20 protein-coding genes are annotated in these 18,930 nt (G+C 39.5%); 10 read left to right on the forward strand and 10 right to left on the reverse strand.

Annotated elements, in window-relative coordinates; genetic code table 11:
• Nucleotides 1-78 precede the first annotated feature (78 nt).
• Nucleotides 79-309 carry an acyl carrier protein gene (acpP, locus tag ICJ55_RS00875; RefSeq protein ID WP_006249478.1) on the forward strand — a complete coding sequence of 77 codons (231 nt, stop codon included), beginning with the start codon at nucleotides 79-81 and terminating at the stop codon, nucleotides 307-309.
• Between the two features lie 46 nt (nucleotides 310-355).
• Here the strand turns inward: acpP and ICJ55_RS00880 are convergent, their stop codons facing one another.
• From ICJ55_RS00880 to truD, 7 genes are all read right to left on the reverse strand, one after another.
• Entirely contained in the window at nucleotides 356-919 is a 564-nt protein-coding gene (locus tag ICJ55_RS00880) for a DNA-3-methyladenine glycosylase I (protein ID WP_188156925.1), read from the reverse strand.
• Nucleotides 920-1,000: 81 nt separating this feature from the next.
• Complete coding sequence (locus tag ICJ55_RS00885) at nucleotides 1,001-2,278, reverse strand: peptidoglycan DD-metalloendopeptidase family protein (protein WP_188156926.1); 1,278 nt, start codon at nucleotides 2,276-2,278, stop codon at nucleotides 1,001-1,003.
• Between the two features lie 18 nt (nucleotides 2,279-2,296).
• Nucleotides 2,297-2,500 carry a hypothetical protein gene (locus ICJ55_RS00890; RefSeq protein WP_188156927.1) on the reverse strand — a complete coding sequence of 68 codons (204 nt, stop codon included), beginning with the start codon at nucleotides 2,498-2,500 and terminating at the stop codon, nucleotides 2,297-2,299.
• A 12-nt stretch (nucleotides 2,501-2,512) separates the two neighbouring features.
• Entirely contained in the window at nucleotides 2,513-3,010 is a 498-nt protein-coding gene (locus ICJ55_RS00895) for a LysM peptidoglycan-binding domain-containing protein (protein ID WP_188156928.1), read from the reverse strand.
• Nucleotides 3,011-3,029: 19 nt separating this feature from the next.
• A complete protein-coding gene (locus tag ICJ55_RS00900) occupies nucleotides 3,030-3,614 on the reverse strand; it encodes a YqaA family protein (RefSeq protein ID WP_188156929.1) in 585 nt (194 codons plus the stop codon).
• Nucleotides 3,601-4,389 carry a 5'/3'-nucleotidase SurE gene (surE, locus tag ICJ55_RS00905; RefSeq protein WP_188156930.1) on the reverse strand — a complete coding sequence of 263 codons (789 nt, stop codon included), beginning with the start codon at nucleotides 4,387-4,389 and terminating at the stop codon, nucleotides 3,601-3,603. The genes ICJ55_RS00900 and surE overlap by 14 nt, the downstream gene beginning before the upstream one ends.
• A 162-nt stretch (nucleotides 4,390-4,551) precedes the next feature.
• Nucleotides 4,552-5,571: a tRNA pseudouridine(13) synthase TruD gene (gene truD, locus ICJ55_RS00910; protein ID WP_188156931.1), complete on the reverse strand. Its 1,020-nt coding sequence runs from the start codon at nucleotides 5,569-5,571 to the stop codon at nucleotides 4,552-4,554.
• A 152-nt stretch (nucleotides 5,572-5,723) separates the two neighbouring features.
• Here truD and tpiA point away from each other — a divergent pair, with 152 nt between their 5' ends.
• Nucleotides 5,724-6,515 carry a triose-phosphate isomerase gene (gene tpiA / locus ICJ55_RS00915; protein ID WP_188156932.1) on the forward strand — a complete coding sequence of 264 codons (792 nt, stop codon included), beginning with the start codon at nucleotides 5,724-5,726 and terminating at the stop codon, nucleotides 6,513-6,515.
• An 87-nt stretch (nucleotides 6,516-6,602) separates the two neighbouring features.
• On the opposite strand, the gene gshAB is transcribed toward tpiA, so the two are convergent.
• Nucleotides 6,603-8,882 (reverse strand): bifunctional glutamate--cysteine ligase GshA/glutathione synthetase GshB, encoded by a 2,280-nt coding sequence (gene gshAB / locus ICJ55_RS00920; RefSeq protein ID WP_188156933.1) that lies wholly within the window; start codon nucleotides 8,880-8,882, stop codon nucleotides 6,603-6,605.
• A 208-nt stretch (nucleotides 8,883-9,090) separates the two neighbouring features.
• Here gshAB and ICJ55_RS00925 point away from each other — a divergent pair, with 208 nt between their 5' ends.
• Nucleotides 9,091-9,894, forward strand: coding sequence for a tyrosine-type recombinase/integrase (locus tag ICJ55_RS00925; RefSeq protein WP_188156934.1), 804 nt, complete (start codon nucleotides 9,091-9,093; stop codon nucleotides 9,892-9,894).
• Between the two features lie 68 nt (nucleotides 9,895-9,962).
• Here the strand turns inward: ICJ55_RS00925 and asd are convergent, their stop codons facing one another.
• The gene (gene asd / locus ICJ55_RS00930) at nucleotides 9,963-10,859 is read right to left on the reverse strand and encodes an archaetidylserine decarboxylase (protein WP_188156935.1); all 897 of its coding nucleotides are present in this window, start codon (nucleotides 10,857-10,859) and stop codon (nucleotides 9,963-9,965) included.
• A 164-nt stretch (nucleotides 10,860-11,023) separates the two neighbouring features.
• Complete coding sequence (locus ICJ55_RS00935) at nucleotides 11,024-11,353, reverse strand: ComEA family DNA-binding protein (RefSeq protein ID WP_188156936.1); 330 nt, start codon at nucleotides 11,351-11,353, stop codon at nucleotides 11,024-11,026.
• Between the two features lie 289 nt (nucleotides 11,354-11,642).
• Between ICJ55_RS00935 and ICJ55_RS00940 the strand changes: the two genes are divergently transcribed.
• From ICJ55_RS00940 to fusA, 7 genes are all read left to right on the forward strand, one after another.
• Nucleotides 11,643-12,956 (forward strand): LysM-like peptidoglycan-binding domain-containing protein, encoded by a 1,314-nt coding sequence (locus ICJ55_RS00940; protein WP_188156937.1) that lies wholly within the window; start codon nucleotides 11,643-11,645, stop codon nucleotides 12,954-12,956.
• Between the two features lie 56 nt (nucleotides 12,957-13,012).
• Nucleotides 13,013-13,420 (forward strand): MliC family protein, encoded by a 408-nt coding sequence (locus tag ICJ55_RS00945; protein WP_188156938.1) that lies wholly within the window; start codon nucleotides 13,013-13,015, stop codon nucleotides 13,418-13,420.
• 109 nt (nucleotides 13,421-13,529) lie between these two features.
• A complete protein-coding gene (gene waaF, locus ICJ55_RS00950; RefSeq protein WP_188156939.1) occupies nucleotides 13,530-14,567 on the forward strand; it encodes a lipopolysaccharide heptosyltransferase II in 1,038 nt (345 codons plus the stop codon).
• Nucleotides 14,568-14,633: 66 nt separating this feature from the next.
• Nucleotides 14,634-15,593, forward strand: a complete 960-nt coding sequence (rfaC, locus tag ICJ55_RS00955; RefSeq protein ID WP_188156940.1) for a lipopolysaccharide heptosyltransferase RfaC — start codon at nucleotides 14,634-14,636, stop codon at nucleotides 15,591-15,593.
• A gap of 120 nt (nucleotides 15,594-15,713) precedes the next feature.
• Nucleotides 15,714-16,088: a 30S ribosomal protein S12 gene (gene rpsL / locus ICJ55_RS00960; protein WP_005708967.1), complete on the forward strand. Its 375-nt coding sequence runs from the start codon at nucleotides 15,714-15,716 to the stop codon at nucleotides 16,086-16,088.
• Between the two features lie 130 nt (nucleotides 16,089-16,218).
• Entirely contained in the window at nucleotides 16,219-16,689 is a 471-nt protein-coding gene (rpsG, locus tag ICJ55_RS00965) for a 30S ribosomal protein S7 (RefSeq protein WP_159629043.1), read from the forward strand.
• 94 nt (nucleotides 16,690-16,783) lie between these two features.
• Nucleotides 16,784-18,886 carry an elongation factor G gene (gene fusA, locus ICJ55_RS00970; protein WP_188156941.1) on the forward strand — a complete coding sequence of 701 codons (2,103 nt, stop codon included), beginning with the start codon at nucleotides 16,784-16,786 and terminating at the stop codon, nucleotides 18,884-18,886.
• The last annotated feature ends 44 nt before the right edge of the window (nucleotides 18,887-18,930 follow it).

Below are 18,930 nucleotides of genomic sequence, written 5' to 3' on the forward strand. Positions count from 1 at the left end.
AAAGGTTGTATCTAAAATTATTTCGATTACACTAATTAACTCTCGCACTTATGCGATATTCACTATAGGAAAAACAAAATGAGCATTGAAGAACGCGTAAAAAAAATCATTGTTGATCAACTTGGCGCGAAAGCAGAAGACGTTAAACCGGAAGCTTCTTTCATTGAAGATTTAGGTGCTGACTCTTTAGATACCGTTGAATTAGTAATGGCTTTAGAAGAAGAATTCGATATCGAAATTCCAGATGAAGAAGCTGAAAAAATTACAACTGTTCAATCAGCAATTGATTACGTTCAAAACAATCAATAATTCAGATTGAGATTAGGCGACCTATGGTCGCCTAATTTTTTTACCGCTATTTTGTTTTACAGATGCAATTATTCAAGTGGTCATCAACTAATCCCATTGATTGCATAAAAGCGTAACAAGTTGTTTCACCTACAAAAGCAAATCCTCTCTTTTTTAACGCCTTAGACATAGCCTTTGAAGTATCTGTTTTAGCCGGAATAGCTTGAAGCGTGGGAACATCATTAATTTGTGGTTGATGGTTCACAAATCCCCAAATAAATTCACTAAAATCTTCGTCTTTTTCCTGCATTGCAAGATAAGCTTTTGCATTTTTTATAATTGCTTCTAATTTTGCTCTGTGGCGGATTAAACCGGCATTTTGCATTAATTGATCGAGATCTTTTTCTGTCATTTGAGCAATTTTTACAGGATCAAACTGATGAAATGCTTGACGATAAGCTTCTCGCTTTTTCAGTACAGTAATCCACGAAAGCCCTGCTTGTTGCCCCTCGAGACAAATTTTCTCAAATAGCTTGATGTTATCGAATTCAGGTTTTCCCCACTCTTCATCGTGATATTTCACATAAAGTTCGCTCTCACCGCACCAATCACAGCGTATAATTTGGCTCATTTGTAAAATTCCTATAAAAAATAACCGCTTGTTCATAATATAAGATGAAACAAGCGGTCAGATTAAGTTAATAATTTACCATTATTTTCTTGGTAAATAACGGGCAGGATCGACAGACTTCCCTTTATAACGAATTTCAAAGTGAAGTTTGTTGGTGTTTGTACCGGTACTACCTAAAGTACCGATCTTCTGACCGGCTTTAACGGTGTCTTGTTCATCAACATCAATAGTGTTGTTATGTGCATAAGCACTTAAGAAATCGTCGGTATGTTTGATGATAATTAAGTTACCATAGCCTTGTAGAGCATTACCTGCATACACAACTTTCCCCGCCGCTGCTGCACGTACATCTTGTCCTTTCGAGCCTGCAATATCTAAACCTTTATTACCACCTTCTGCTGATGAGAAGCCTGATATTACTCGTCCATTGGTTGGCCATTGCCATTTAATTGATGACGAAGGTGTCGCTGCCGTATTTGAGACTGGCGATGGACTTTCAGAAGCGGTTGTTGCTCGGATAGTCGATGTTGTACGATTTTCTACTTGGTTTGCACTACCTACGGAAGCAGTTACGGCTGACACTGTTCCCGCTGTTGCTTGAATGCCATTATTAGCAACAGGCACGTCTGCACTGCCTACACCGGCTTTAACAGGACCGGTAATGTTACCATCAGAAGCGTAAGTTGTACCGTTTGCACCTTGCTGATAAGTAATTTGCGGTTCAACAGGCACAGTTACTTTTTCCTCAACGGTAATGGTTTCTGTGGCTGATTTACCCGTTTTAATTTTTTGCCCTACGTTTAATTGATAAGGCTCACTCATATTGTTAAGAGCGGCAATTTCTTTTACATCTTTGCCCACAATATAAGCAATTAAGAACATTGTATCGCCTTTGCGAACCGTATAAGTTGAACCGTCATAGAAGCCTTTTTGTATTTGGTTATACATCGGTGCATTGTTCGCATCACGTGGAATCTCAAAATTCTGATCAACTTTTTTCTCTACTGTTTTTGTTTTCTTCACAATTTTAGTCGTAGTCGTCGGCTGTGGCGGTTGTTCTGTAATCACAGGATTAGTGATAACAGGTTGTGGCACAGTCGCAATCGGCTGAGGTGTAGAAACAGGCTGCGGAATAGTTTGTACCGGTGTATTCATTGAGCTTGGCATTGGAGCTGACTGAATATCAGACTGCCAGCCACCGCTTGAGTTTATTGCTCCCATATTACTATTTACAGGCTGCATTACACCCGGACTAAGCTCATTATTGCCCGAAGCATTAACCACCGGCGCAGGATTGTTCGAGGAACAAGCAGCTAAAATAGCGGAAACTAAAGGTAAAAGTATAAATTGTTTTTTCATTAAATGATTATCCTAAAATTATTTCATTGTATCAGGCATAGACGTTGGCTTAATATCAGACGGCAAACTGTAACTCCCTTGACTTGCTCCTGAACCTGCAACAGGCTCTAACGTGCCTGAAGGTAATAGATTCGGATCATCAACGTTGTACTGCTTGGAGCTTGTTCCACAAGCGGTCAAAAACGCACAAGAAGTTGCAAATGTTAAAAATGATTTTTTCATTCAATCCGCCTATTAACGCACACGCAATACTTGACCGACTTTTAGGGCAGAAGTTGCACTTAAGCCGTTTAAATTAGCAATGTGGTTTGCACTTGTTCCTGTTAAGTAGCCGATCAAATAAAGCGTATCACTTTTACCTACAGTATAAGAGCTATCGGTATAACAACCTTTAGTAATTTGTGCGTAAATTGGGGCATTATTGCCATCACGCACCACTTGGCAGTTACCTACACTTTCCACTTGAGAGCCATAGCTACCGCTTGAAACAGTCATTGGAGCTGGTGCAGCAGTAATAGGCTGCGGAGCTGAATACACAGGTTGTGCCGGTTGTACGGCAATTGGTTGATTCATTGAGGCTGGCATTGGTGCAGTTTGAATGCTATCAGCAGATTGCCAAGTTGCATTGGCATCTGTGGTTTCCACACTTGACGCACTAGATTCGCTTGAGTTACTTGAACAGCCTGCTAAAGCGAAAGAGATGAGAGAGAGTACAAAAAGTGATTTTTTCATTTTCTATTATCCTTAAAATTTAATTCAATAATTTATAAAGAAGATAAGCAACTACTGCAAGTACGATAGTTCCCCAACCAATTAATTCAATAGAGTGGCGAATTCTAACTTCATATTTTTTGCCTCCCCACGCAGAAAGTTTTGCAACTAAAATAAAACGAGCAAAACGGGAAATTGCAGCCGTTATTACAAACGGTAAAAATGCCATTTGTAGTACACCTGCACACACTGTAAATACTTTAAAAGGGATTGGCGAAAAGCCTGCTAAAAACACAACAGCAACGCCCCAAGTTTCAAACCACGTTTTGGCTCTATCAAAGTTCGCTTGCATTCCCCAGCTGGCAATAATGCCTTGCACCCAGTCGGTTGCATACAAACCGATAAAATAACCGATAATGCCACCTAACACTGAAGCAATAGTAGTATAAAGTGCATATTTAAACGCATTTTCCGGTTTTGCCATCGACATTGGAATAAGCATCACATCAGGCGGAATGGGGAAGAAAATCGCCTCAATAAAGCTGACAAAACTCAGCCAAAATGCCGCTAAACGGTGTTTTGACCATTCCATTGTTTTGTCATAAATTTTTTCAAACAGTTTCATTAAAAATGCCTTTTAAAGTTGCAATGGTTTTGTGAGCGGTCATATCCACTTGAATTGGGGTAATAGACACGCAATCTCGATTTAACGCATAAAAATCGGTGCCGTAACTTTCATCTATTGGATCACCTGTTACACCAATCCAATATACATCAGCATTGCGAGGGTCTTTCTGTTTTACGATCTCAGCTGCTGTCGAGCGTTCACCTAAACGGGTAATCATTGTGCCTTTTAGCTCTGAATAAGGTAAATTGGGCACATTCACGTTTAAAACGTGGTTTGGTGGAAATATTTGATGTTCCATTTTTTTCAATAAATCCAATACGACTTGTGCTGCCGTATTAAAATGGTTTTCACCATCTAAAAACGAAGAATGTTTACGCCCAACCAGCGAAACCGCAATACTTGGTAATGGCAAATGGCGACCTTCTAACGCTGCTGCCACTGTGCCTGAGTAAACTACATCATCGCCTAAGTTCGCACCGTGATTAATACCCGAAACCACCAAATCAAATTTTTCGGCAAATTTACCGTCAAATAAGCCATTTAAAGCTAAATGGACACAATCTGCCGGTGTACCGGCGATTACTGCATAATTGTATTCATCAAAACGATGCACACGTAATGGATCAACTAAGGTTAAACAACTTGATGCTGCACTGCGGTTACGATCCGGTGCAATAATAGTGACAATATGTCCTGCATCTCGCAATGCTTTTGCTAAGGTTTGAATGCCGACAGCGTGAAAGCCATCGTCATTACTGATTAAAATTCTCATAATTTCCTTTAGATCTTACTACTAAACAGATACTAAGTATAAAAGCAGTCAATTCTAACAATTTTTCGACAATTTTTTTAGTCTAAAAGTGTAAAAAGCGGTAAGATTTTAAGAAAGTTTTGCAAATTGCAAAAAATCTTATCAATCTAACCGCTTGTAGATTTAAACTTCGCTCTCTTCCGATAAACGTATTAACTCTCTTACCAATCCTGTTGCATAGCTACCTGAATCTAAAAAGAATTTCAATCTTAATCCTTCTGTTTCAAATTGCCATTCAAGATCTTTAGGTTTGCAGATCATTGCTCGGCGGGCAGCGTTCATTCGCTCTTTTTTCATTAGTGCTACTAAATCCGCGTGTTGTTCAATCATTGCTTTTTCGGCTTGATTGCTTTCCAGCTCAAGCGATTTTTCGCCAATAAGTGGGGCGGTGAGTAGTACATCAAAGCGGGATAAACGATCTTGAGTTTCGGCAATTTCATCTTGTTTCACACAGAAAAAACTATTTGAGCCGGCAAGTTGAACATAATCATTTTCTAACACTTGGTTCATTAAACCATCGGCAATACGTTGGGAAACGACTAAATTAAACACTTCAGAACGAGCGGCTGAAAGGTAGAAACTGCGTTTTTTGCGATCTTTTACCGTAATTTCACCCTTAGCCCAACGTAACGCTTGGGTTAAATTATGACCGTCTCGCCCGAAACGTTGTTCGGTAAAATAATTGGGAAATCCGACCGCTTGTATTTGCTGCAAGCGGTGAATCAAATCGGCACTTTCTGCCACATCACGCAGTAATAATTCAAAATGATTGCCAGCTAACGAGCCAACACGGATTTTGCGGTTGTGGCGAGTAACCTCTAAAATGTCCACACCTTCACATTCAAAAGTAGAGAAATCAGGTGTTTCTTTACCAGCCAAATGCAAGCAGAACCATTGTTCGGTAACGGCGTGGCGGTCTTTTAAGCCTGCGTAGCTCATCTCTCTCTCAGAAATTCCGACAAATTTTGCTAATTTTTCGCCGACAAAGAGAGTGTTTGCATTGGTTTTACGGATTTTAACTGCCACAAACTCTCCCTCGCCAGTCAGTTCGTACCCCAATTCTTCACGCACGATAAAGTCGGCAAATTCAGCTTTTAAACGCCCTTGGGTTTGAGGGGCAGAGTATAAATAGTTTAGTTGCATTGTTTTTTGCTCATTAGAAATAGATTTACTAATTATACGTTAAACCTTTCGATCTAGATCAGAAAAACCAAATAAAAAACAACAAAACGCTTTCAAAATTTGATATAGTTCGCAACGGTTTATATTTAAATTCAATTTATAGGAGAAACAAAATGGCACGTCGTCCACTGGTAATGGGTAACTGGAAATTAAACGGTGATAAAGCGTTTACCAAAACCTTAATTGCAGATTTAAAAGCAGAATTACACGGCGTTGAAGGCTGTGATGTAGCAATTGCTCCACCGGTAATGTATTTGGCTCACGCTGAAGCATCACTTGCAGGTTGTGGCTGTGGTTGTAGCGATAAAGGCTTAATTGCGTTAGGTTCACAAAATGTTGATGTGAATGTAAAAGGGGCTTTCACAGGCGATATTTCCCCTGAAATGTTAAAAGAATTTGGTGCAAAATATATCATTATCGGGCATTCAGAACGCCGCACTTACCATAAAGAGAGCGATGAATTTATCGCCCAAAAATTCAAAGTGTTAAAAGACGCAGGTTTAGTGCCGGTGTTATGTATCGGTGAATCTGAAGCGGAAAACGAAGCAGGAAAAACCGAAGAAGTATGTGCAAGACAAATTGATGCGGTAATTAACGCCCACGGTGTGGAAGCGTTCAACGGTGCGGTGATTGCTTATGAACCAATTTGGGCGATCGGCACAGGCAAATCAGCGACTCCGGCACAAGCTCAAGCGGTGCATAAATTCATTCGTGATCACATTGCGGCAAAATCACAAGCGGTAGCAGACCAAGTGATTATTCAATACGGCGGTTCAGTAAACGATGCAAATGCAGCAGAGTTATTTACCCAACCTGATATTGACGGTGCATTAGTAGGCGGTGCTTCACTTAAAGCTCTAGCATTTGCAGTAATCGTAAAAGCAGCGGCAGCAGCGAAAGCGTAATTGAATTACATTATTTAATATTGCTACAAGCGGTTGTTTTTCTCATATTTTTTGCAAAATTTTTGAGAAAAATAACCGCTTGTTGTTTTATTTGGAAGGAATTTCAGGAAACAGCATTTTAATCACCGCTTTGGTTAAACGGCGGGACTTTCCTTGATATGGGAAAATGTGCATCATCATCATTGGATTGAAGTTAGCTTCAATTACGCCCCAAGAACTTAACGTCGGCTCGGCAGCTTTAGTCAGATCAGGAATAATCAAATCTACCCCACATACTTTTGCTCCCATTGCGTGAGCAATTCCCACTGCAATTTGCTTGTAGCTCTCGTGCATTTGGTCGGTCATATCAATGGAATCGCCCCCTGTACTGATATTCGAATTCGCACGCAGTTGAACCGTTTGCTCTTTCGCCGGCACAGAATCAATTGTTAAGCCTTGCTCTTTCAGTTGTAACTGTTCGATTTCACCTAAGGCAATTTTTTTCAACGGACTGCGAGAGCCATCACCTCTAAGCGGATCGTTATTTTTCATTTCAACCAATTCTTTAATGGTGTGAACGCCATCTCCCACTACGTTTGCAGGCACACGCAAAAGCACGGCAAGCGTTTTATCGCCTAACACAAAGAAGCGGTATTCCGTACCGACTAAGTAATCTTCCACCATTACTTCTTTATCTTCACGAAAAGCTATTTCCACTGCTTTTGCAAAATCTTCCCGATTTTTGACCGCTTGTTGGAAAATTGTAATGCCTAAGCCGTAGTTGGTTGATTTTGGTTTAATTACAACTGCTTTACCTTCAAACAACGGATAATGAGCAACTGCCTGCTCAAGGCTGGTAAACTCAACACTTTTCGGCACATTGAAGCCTGCTTTCGCCAATACTTTTTTAGTAACCACTTTGTTTTCCATAATCAATGGAGAAATGTATTGATCGTGGCTGGTCATATTGCCGTTTTTCACGTATTCCAGATGATCGCCAAATTTCAGTGCGAGGAATTGATCGTTTTCATCTAATAATTCCACACAGATCCCTTGTTGGATCAAATCAAAGAACAGTGCTTGGGTGGAAAGCTCCATATTGTCAAAGGCAGAAAGGGCATAAAAACGTTCAAAGGCTTGGGCTTTATACTCTTGAGCGAGTTTCGCCCCCAGTGCTTTATAGCTACCGAATTGATCAATCGCCTCAAGTAAACGACCATTAACCGTTTTCATCGGATCAGCAAATTGAGCTAATTTTTCACGCACGACTGCAAGGCTTTCTTCGTTTGAGCCTAACTCTTCAAGCATAGCTAAGATGTGATGTAACATTGCTTCACCTTCGGTACGGAAGATCGTTTCTGTTCTTGGATCTTCAAGAGCGACTTGGTAAAGTTTCTGTTTGCCGATTTCTACTTCTTTTTGACCGCTTGTTTCTTTTAACCAAAGCATTCCAAGTAAGAAATAGTGGATAAATTTTGCATCGTTTAATTCAATACCATAAGGGGCGAATGGATTGAGATCGAATAAGCGAAATTCAGCGTATTGCACACCTTTTTCTAACAAATCACGAGCTTTTTTTGCTCCACGTAAACGCACATTAGAATAAAATTCTTTTTCCGCAATCAGTAAACCTTTCGTTACTTGAGCTTCAAGACTTTCCACATAGCTTTCAAGGCTGTCGTGATTGACCTGAACATCAGGCGAGTTCACATAACCATAAGGGCTGGAACGCAGGCTACGCACTAATTGCCCCTCTGCAAGCGGTGATTTTCCGTAAAAATATTGCGATTCCACCGTTGGTGTAGCAGCAAGCAAATAGAGCAAAATCCATTGATAACGCAAGAAATTATTTGCTAACTTCATATAAAGTGCGTTTTGGAAGGATTTTAAATCACTATATTCCGTTTGCAGCTCAAAAGCCTTCTCAACAAATTCAGGTGAGAGTTGGAAGTTGTAATGTATACCGCTGACCATCTGCTTGTATTTTCCATAATTAGCAGAAAGATATTTGCGGTAATTTACATCTTCAGGGTTGTCAAACTGTGCTTCTTGAATGTGCTCTTCCGGCGGTAAACCGGCAGGCATACTTAAAGGAAAAATGTATTCATCTTCCGGTAAAGAGCGTAAAACTACCTCGTGTATCGCCGATAACCAACGGAAACTATCTTCCAATTTGGCATTAGGTGGAGTAATAAGCTCTAACTGGCTTTCGGCAAAATCGGTTTGAATATAAGGGTGGTAAGAACGATTTCCAAATACTTGAGGGTGTGGACTTGTAACAATATTACCAAAGATATCAACACGCTGGCTCTCTTTTTCTAAACCAAAATTGCCTTGTTGAAACAGTAATCCTAAATGATTTTCTCGGATAAGTTGCTGTAAGTTCATTATCTATCCTTCTCGTCAATAAATTTGAGATGCACAATACCACAAATGAAAGACTTAGTGAAATAGTGGGTTTTATTTTATTGGAATGGGGTAGATGATTTGGTTATAACCATTATGTCCGTTTTCTCTGAATATGATTGAGGTCAAATATAGCCTTATGAATCTGAAATTATCATAGTGATTTTCAACCAACAATGAGGAAATCAATATGTTCAATTTATTTGAAAAATATCTCAATCAATCCAACCTTGCTGAAAATACTCAAACGGCTTATATTTTTGCTATAAAGCAATATCATAAAAAGTTTGCAGAGTTATCTAGAATCAATTTACAGCGGTATAAGGTATTCTTAATTGAAAACTATAAGCCACAAACTGTTAATTTAAGGCTAAGGGCAATAAATTACTATTTAGAATTTATGAAAAAAGAAAAATGGAAATTGTCATTTATTAAAGTGCAGCAAAAACCGTTTTTGGAAAATGTCATTAGCGAGGCTGATTATGCTTACTTTAAACAGTGTCTAAAAGAAGATGGGGAGTTTTATTGGTATTTTGTCATTAGATTTATGGCTGCCACAGGTGCAAGGGTTAGTGAGCTAATCCAAATAAAATGTGAGCATATCAAAATAGGCTATTTAGATCTCTACTCCAAAGGCGGAAAATTAAGAAGGATTTATATTCCGGCTGCACTACAACAGGAGTGCTTAGAATGGCTAAGATTAAATAATAAATACAATGGATTTATTTTTTTGAATAAATATGGCGACAGAATTACCACTCGTGGCATTGCCGCTCAATTAAAAGTGTTTGCCAGACGTTATAAATTAGATCCTAAAATTGTTTACCCTCACTCATTTCGTCATCGTTTTGCAAAAAGTTTCTTAGAACGCTTTAATGATATTGCATTCCTTGCAGATTTAATGGGACATGAAAGCATAGAAACAACAAGAATTTATTTGCGTAAAACCAGTACGGAGCAGCAAGAAATCGTCAATAAAATTATTGATTGGTAATTAACAAATAAAGGGCAGATATAATCTGCCCTTCTATTTTAGCTAACCAGATGCTAGATAAGATAATCTTAGTAAGCTACTACTCTACCCAGTTCTTCTCCCATTCGGGTTTTTGTTCCAGCAATCAGAGCAGGGCTGAGATGTACTGTTCCTTTCGGGAAAAGGTTAATTACCGTTGAGCCTAAACGAAATGCTCCCATTTCTTCACCTTTTCGTAATTTAATCGCTTTTTCACCTTCGGTTTCATAGTTCCAAACGACTACTTCATCAGCTCGTGGCGGATTGATAACGCCTGCCCACACAGTACTCATACTTGCCGTAACTGTTGCACCCACTAAAATTTGAACCATTGGTCCGAATGCGGTATCAAATTCACAAATGACACGCTCGTTGCGGGCGAATAAGTTTGGAACGTGTTCCGCTAGAAATGGATTTACCGAATATAATTCGCCCGGCACGTAAATCATTTTACGCAATGTGGCATCGCACGGCATATGCACTCGGTGGTAATCACTTGGCGATAAATAGGTGGTAATAAATGTACCGTCTTTAAATTTTGCTGCCATCTCTTCATCATTGGCTAATAAGGTTTCTAACGTAAAGTGATGACCTTTTGCTTGTAATAAACGGTTATCGGAAATTTCACCTGATTCACTTACTTTACCGTCTGCTGGAAGGCAAATGGTATTTAAATCATTATTAATAGGACGAATGCCTTCTTTTAATTCACGAATAAAAAATTCATTAAAAGTAGCGTAATCTGAAGGCTCAGTTTTTACTGCCTCAGATAAATTAACTTTGTACTGCTTAGCAAATAATTTAATAATGAAATGAGTAACAGCTCCCCATTTTTGTTCCGCTAACCAACCTGCCGCACGGGTAATGGCTAGTTGTGGTAATAAGTAGTGCAACGCGATTTTGGCACGTTGGAAATAGCTTGGGGTAGGGTATGATTTTAATTGCATTGCGATTATCCTTTCTTAATTAAAAACTGAAGTCTGTTTTTAAATGAGGGCGAAGTATAGCAAATACAATGCAAAATAGATAAAAAAATTAAAGATGTTGAAGTGGCTACAAAGGAAAAGACAGATAGATCCTCTATAGTTTATCCACTTCAACAATATTTGGATTACTCTAAAACGATATTCGCCCTATTTTTTTCTACCGTTGCTTGCCCAATGCCTGACACTTCAGCAAGCTGTTCAATGCTCTTGAAATTCCCGTTTTTTGTTCGGTAATCGACAATAGCTTGAGCTTTTTTCTCACCAATACCGACCAGCTTATCCTGCAATTCGGCAGCACTTGCAGTGTTGATATTAACCGCATTGGTGCTTATTTGTGTTATCTGTTGATTATCTTGAACCGTATTATTTTGCTCAATTTGTGATGGTGTTTGAGCAAAAGTTAAGGTATTTAAGCCCATTAATAGACCCAGTGCGATAGTTTTCATCTTTTTCATAATGTTTCCTTTTGGTTGAGTAAATTTATGACGAGCTTAAAAGTGAGTAGCATTTATCTCAAGCAGCAAAAGTGAATTTTTCGATATAGATCGAAAAAATAGAAAAAAGCTAAACGTATTGAGTTGTATTTGGTCTGAAATTAAGTGAGATTATGATGATTTGCAAAAAATTTATGAAAAATGACCGCTATTTGTGTAAATTTATTCAAATCAATTCAAATAAACCGTGAATTGATTTAGAATAAAGGCATTTTTATATGAATTAACTCCTATTATTTTTGGAAGAAATATGACACAAAATAACTTTCGTAAAGAGCCTGTTTTTGGCGACCCCTTAGCTCATCATCAAGAAAATGAAAAGGTAGAGCCAGTTCAAGCTGATGAAAAAAATAAAACTTACTTTTCATTGCACTCAACAAAAGCACCTAGCCACACTTTTACGCCAACATTGGAAAGAAGTGAGCCAGCGGCAGATGGACCTGTAGATGTATTTGCAAGTAAATCAAAAAAAGAATTTCAATTTACGCCAAGCACAGATAATACCGTTTCTGTAGCAAAAAATATTGAAGAGAATGTTTCTGAAGAAAGTCTTTCAACTACAACTACCCCCACTATTGAAATGGATGAAAAAGTAGAACCTGAAGTAGTTAAGCCTGCTCAAGAAAGTTTTACTACTGAACGCATTATCCCGAATGCAGTAGCAACTGCAGTGGGAGCGACTGTAGCTGCGGCAGCAGCTGTAAAAACAAAAGATATGAAAGCCAAAATACCACCTAAAACTCGTCGTTTGTTATTAGTTGCATTGTTAGGTTTAGCATTATTAGTACTGTTTTTCCTATTAAAACCGAGTACGCCGGAAACAGTGGAAGAGTTACAATCACAACAAGGTGGTAGCTTACCAATTGAGTTCCGCCCGGTAGATGAAGCAGAAGCAAAACGTGCCGAAGAGCAAGCTCGAGCGGAACAAGAAGCAGCAGCTAAAGCACAGGAACAGGCTCAAGCTCAAGCAACTCAGCAAGCACAACAAGAGGTAGCAACAACAGCAGTAGCACCAGGTCAAACTGAACAACCTATTTCTAACCAAGTGCAAAATAATCAGCCACAGGCAACACAAGTACCGATTGCCGAGCAACCTGCAGCCATTAAGCCGGTTCAGAATAAACCTGTAGTTGCACAGCCTGCAATCAAGCCAAAAACAGAGGGAAGTGTTGTATTCCAGCCTGAAACTGCACCAAAACAGCAGCCTAAAGCAGAACGTGTTGCACCACAGACACAAAAAGAAGCGGCAAAAGTAGTAGCTAAACCAGCAGAAAAAGTACCTGCAAAATCAGAAGCAGCTAAAACAAATACTGCCTCAGCCTCAGTATCGACTAAAACGATGACTGTGCCAAAAGGCGTATCGTTAATGCAAGTGTTCCGTGATAACAATTTAAATATCTCAGACGTGAATGCGATGAGCAAAGTCAATAATGTAGTAAGTAATTTGAAAGTGGGTGAACGAGTAACCGTTCATTTAGATAAGAACAACCGTGTGGTTGAAATGAGCATTGGCTCAGGTGGTAAATTTACTCGTCAAGCAAACGGTAGCTATACTTTTAAATAATCAGAGAAAAAGAGCAACGCTACAAGCGTTGCTCTTTGTTTTTTACGGAGGTATATATGAACTTATTTTCCAAATCCTATAAACGTATTGTTTTGGCTGTATCAGTAGTTGCTTTGGGGGCTTGTACAACAGAAGTTATCCCACCCGTTGAGCAGCTTGAGAAAGCACAAAAAGTAGCAGAACCTGCTAAAACGATCATTAAGCAGGTCGAGCAAGCGAAAGAATTGCATTTATACCTTTGTAAAAACAACAAAAAAGTAGAAGTTGAACGTCAAAAAATCGCTCCAAAAGAAAAAATTACTGTCCATTTTCAAGGCTCATCGTATCAGCTTTCTCCTTCAGTAACTAAAGATGGTAAAAAATACACAAATATTCGCTGGACGTGGCACGAAATGCGTAACGGCAAAGCATTTTTATATAATACAACGAAAAAAAATCTTGCCGAAAATTGTGTAAAACAATAACAAGAGGGAACAAAAAGCATCGCTTTTTGAGCGTTGGCTTTGCCAACTGCAGTGAAGCTATGAACAATCCTTACAAGGATTGTGAATAATTTTTAAGAGAATTTTGCAAATGAATATTTTAGTTATCGGTCCATCTTGGGTGGGCGATATGATGATGTCTCACTCGCTATATCAACAGTTAAAGGTGCAATATCCGAATTGTCAGATCGATGTGATGGCACCAGACTGGTGTCGTCCTCTATTGGCTCGAATGCCGGAGGTTCGTAAGGCGATTTCAATGCCGATCGGTCACGGTTCATTTCGCTTATGTGATCGTTATCAGCTCGGTAAAAATCTGAGAAATCAATATGATATGGCAATAGTATTACCAAATTCATTGAAATCTGCTTTTATTCCGTTATTTGCTAAAATTGCAAGACGTCGTGGTTGGAAAGGGGAAAGCAGATATTTCTTTTTAAACGATCTTCGCTCGAATAAAAATGATTATCCGATGATGGTGCAACGTTATGTGGCGTTGGCGTTTGAGCAAGGTTCAATTCCGAATGCCGAGCAATTGTCGCTTGCTTACCCTTATTTGAAAACCGATAGTCAAGAAATTGAGCAAACCAAAGCAAAATTTGAGAAGCAATTACATTATGCAGAAAATCGCCCGGCAATCGGTTTTTGTCCGGGGGCAGAATTTGGACCAGCAAAGCGTTGGCCTCACTACCATTATGCTGAGCTTGCTAAAATGTTGATTGAGCAAGGCTATTCAGTGCGTTTATTCGGCTCGAAAAAAGATGAAGAAGCGGGCGAACAAATCCGCTTATCTTTACCTGAAAATTCACAACGTTATTGTTTGAATTTGGCAGGACAAACGGATTTAAACCAAGCAGTGGATTTAATTGCAGATTGCCAAGCGGTTGTGAGTAATGATTCGGGGTTAATGCATATTGCTGCTGCCCTAAATAAACCTTTGGTTGCCCTCTACGGTCCAACCAGTCCACAATATACGCCACCATTGGCTAAAAATGCAGTAATTATCCGCTTGATTGAAGGTGGATTAATTAAAATCCGCAAAGGCGATGGGGCTGAAGGCTATCATCAAAGCTTGATTGATATTACCCCTGAAATGGTGATGGCAAAACTCAGCCAATTATTAGCTTAACCTCAATACAAGCGGTCGTTTTTGGTAAAAAATTTGCAAAAAACGACCGCTTATGATCTTACAACTATGAAAGTTCTCATTGTAAAAACTTCCTCAATGGGTGATGTCTTGCACACTTTACCCGCCTTAACCGATATGCAAAAAGCAATTCCTAATTTGAGAGTAGATTGGGTGGTGGAAGAAAATTTTGCTGAAATTCCGGCTTGGCATTCTGCTGTCAATAATATTATTCCTGTTGCTATTCGCCGTTGGCGGAAAAATTTATGCAAGCGTTCTACTTGGATAGAGTGGCAACATTTTTTGCAAGAGCTGAAAAAGGAGCATTATGATGTTGTGATTGATGCACAAGGGCTTATCAAAAGTGCCGTGTTAGTTACACGTCAAGCAAAAGGGAAAAAATTCGGCTATGATAAAAACTCGGTACGCGAAGGGTTAAGTAGTCTATTTTATGATGAAAAATTTGATATTCCCTACCAACAGCACGCAGTAGAACGAATTAGAAAATTGTGTGCAAAATCAATAGGTTATACATTGCTTGAAACTCAGGGGGATTACTACATTGCTCAACATTTTGCAAAAAATCAGTTAAAAATGACCGCTTACGTTATGCTTATTCACGCAACAACTCGTGCAGATAAACATTGGAAAGAGGAATATTGGGCGGACGTTATAAAAGCCCTTGCTAAGCAAAATATTGAAGTGAGATTGACTTGGGGAAATCAAACTGAAAAAGAAAGGGCAGAGCGTTTAGCTAAGGTGGAGAATAATATAATTGTTCTGCCTAAAATGGGCTTAACAGAATTGGCAATGCAGATTGCAGGAGCTAAAGCGGTGGTATCTGTCGATACAGGTTTAAGTCATTTGACGGCAGCTTTAGATAAACCTAATGTGATTCTATACGGAGCAACCGACCCTAAATTAATCGGGGCTTACGGTCAAAATCAATATTATTTAAAAGCCGATAAAATGGAAAATATTACACCTTCACAAGTATTGGAAAAACTAATACCGTTGATTAACCAATAATCATTGTTGCTCTTTTAGTGTACTTGACTTTTATCCGCAACCAATTTAAAATTTGCCGTCCTTTCGTGTGAAAGGATATTTTTAATTTTATTTTTAATAATTTTAACTGGAGCTTTTTTAATGGCAACTATCAACCAATTAGTACGCAAACCGCGTGTGAAAAAGGTTGTAAAAAGCAACGTTCCTGCATTAGAGGCTTGCCCGCAGAAACGTGGCGTGTGTACTCGTGTATACACTACTACACCTAAAAAACCGAACTCAGCATTACGTAAAGTATGTCGTATTCGTTTAACAAATGGCTTTGAAGTAACTTCATACATCGGTGGTGAAGGTCACAACCTTCAAGAACACAGCGTTGTATTAATCCGTGGCGGTCGTGTTAAAGACTTACCGGGTGTGCGTTACCACACTGTACGCGGTGCATTAGACTGTGCTGGCGTTAAAGATCGTAAACAAGGTCGTTCTAAATACGGCGTTAAACGTCCTAAATCTTAATGGTTCTCCGTTGAGTAAGGCCAAACGTCTAAATTTTAATATTTAAACCATAAACTCCAGTCAATATGCCTTAAGGCAGATTAGATGAGTTTTGGATATCCTGAAGATTTATTATACGGAGAAATTTCCAATGCCACGTCGTCGTAGTATTGAACCACGCAAAATTCTTCCAGATCCGAAGTTCGGTTCAGAATTACTTGCAAAATTTATTAACGTTTTAATGGTAGATGGTAAAAAATCTACTGCAGAAAAAATCGTTTACGGTGCATTAGAAGCTTTAGCACAACGTTCTGGTAAAGAAGCGTTAGAAGCATTTGAAATCGCATTAGAAAACGTACGTCCAACTGTTGAGGTTAAATCTCGCCGTGTGGGTGGTTCTACTTACCAAGTACCGGTAGAAGTTCGCCCAACTCGTCGTAATGCTTTAGCAATGCGTTGGATTGTAGAAGCAGCTCGTAAACGTGGTGACAAATCAATGGCATTACGTTTAGCTAACGAATTATCAGATGCAGCAGACAACAAAGGTTCAGCAGTGAAGAAACGTGAAGACGTTCACCGTATGGCTGAAGCTAACAAAGCGTTTGCTCACTTCCGTTGGTAATCGTTTAAGCAAACTTATTAAAGGCTTCATCCAAATGTGCGGTGAAGCCTTACCCTTATTAAGAATTTCAATTTAAACCCAAAAGGTAATAATAATGGCTCGTACAACTCCTATTGAGCGTTACCGCAATATCGGTATCTCTGCTCACATCGATGCAGGTAAAACAACGACCTCTGAGCGTATCCTTTTCTATACAGGTAAAAGCCACAAGTTAGGTGAAGTGCACGATGGTGCAGCAACTATGGACTGGATGGAACAAGAGCAAGAGCGTGGTATCACCATTACATCTGCTGCAACAACAGCATTCTGGTCTGGTATGTCTAAACAATTCCCTGAACACCGTATCAACGTTATTGATACTCCGGGACACGTTGACTTTACCATCGAAGTAGAACGTTCAATGCGTGTTCTTGACGGTGCGGTAATGGTTTACTGTTCTGTAGGTGGTGTTCAACCACAGTCTGAAACAGTATGGCGTCAAGCTAACAAATATGAAGTTCCACGTATCGCATTCGTAAACAAAATGGACCGTACAGGTGCTAACTTCTTACGTGTTGTTGAGCAAATCAAAACCCGTTTAGGTGGTAACTCAGTACCTCTACAATTACCAATCGGTGCAGAAGAAAACTTCCGTGGTGTAGTTGATTTGATCAAAATGAAAGCAATCAACTGGAATGACGCTGACCAAGGTATGACTTTCACTTATGAAGACATCCCAGCAGATATGGTTGAAGCTTGTGAAGAATGGCGTAACAACCTAGTTGAAGCGGCAGCTGAAGCATCTGATGAATTAATGGATAAATTCTTCTCTGGTGAAGAATTAACTGAAGAAGAAATCAAATCAGCATTACGTCAACGCGTATTAGCAGGTGAAGTAATCCCTGTTTGCTGTGGTTCTGCATTCAAAAACAAAGGTGTTCAAGCAATGCTTGATGCGGTAATCGAATACTTACCGGCACCAACTGATATCCCTGCAATTAAAGGTATCAACGAAGATGAAACTGAAGGTGAGCGTCACGCAAGCGATGATGAGCCATTCTCTTCATTAGCGTTCAAAATTGCAACTGACCCATTCGTAGGTAACTTAACCTTCTTCCGTGTTTACTCAGGTGTTGTAAACTCAGGTGACACTGTATATAACTCAGTGAAAATGAAGCGTGAGCGTTTAGGTCGTATCGTACAGATGCACGCAAACAAACGTGACGAAATCAAAGAAGTTCGTGCGGGCGACATCGCTGCGGCTATCGGCTTAAAAGATGTTGGTACAGGTGATACATTATGTGCATTAGATGCACCAATCATTCTTGAGCGTATGGAATTCCCAGAGCCAGTAATCTCTGTAGCGGTTGAGCCAAAAACTAAAGCTGACCAAGAGAAAATGGGCTTAGCGTTAGGTCGTTTAGCACAAGAAGACCCCTCATTCCGTGTTCATACTGATGAAGAATCTGGTGAAACCATCATCTCAGGTATGGGTGAGTTACACTTAGATATCATCGTTGACCGTATGAAACGTGAATTCAAAGTGGAAGCAAACATCGGTAAACCACAAGTATCTTACCGTGAAGCTATCCGTACTCGTGTAAACGATGTTGAAGGTAAACACGCAAAACAATCTGGTGGTCGTGGTCAATATGGTCACGTTGTGATCGACCTTTACCCATTAGATCCGGAAGGTCCGGGTTACGAGTTCGTAAACGAAATCAAAGGTGGTGTAATCCCTGGTGAATATATCCCTGCAGTTGATAAAGGTATTCAAGAACAACTTAAATCTGGTCCATTAGCGGGTTACCCGGTAGTAGATTTAGGTGTACGTTTACACTTCGGTTCATACCACGATGTTGACTCATCAGAATTAGCGTTTAAATTAGCAGCATCTTTAGCATTTAAAGCTGCATTCGCTAAAGCAAACCCTGTTCTTTTAGAGCCAATTATGAAAGTTGAAGTGGAAACTCCACCAGACTACGTGGGTGATGTAATCGGTGACTTAAGCCGTCGTCGTGCAATGGTAAACGGTCAAGAAGCGAACGAGTTCGTTGTTAAAATCAATGCTGAAGTTCCACTTTCAGAGATGTTTGGTTATGCAACAGACTTACGTTCACAAACTCAAGGTCGTGCATCATACTCAATGGAACCTTTAAAATATGCTGAAGCACCGAAAAACGTGGCGGAAGCTATTATTGAAGCTCGTAGAAAATAATTTGTTTAACCTGAGCCGGAGCAATAGGGCTGTGGCTCATTTTT

This window comes from Mannheimia bovis (genome assembly GCF_014541205.1).
Lineage (GTDB): Bacteria > Pseudomonadota > Gammaproteobacteria > Enterobacterales > Pasteurellaceae > Mannheimia > Mannheimia bovis.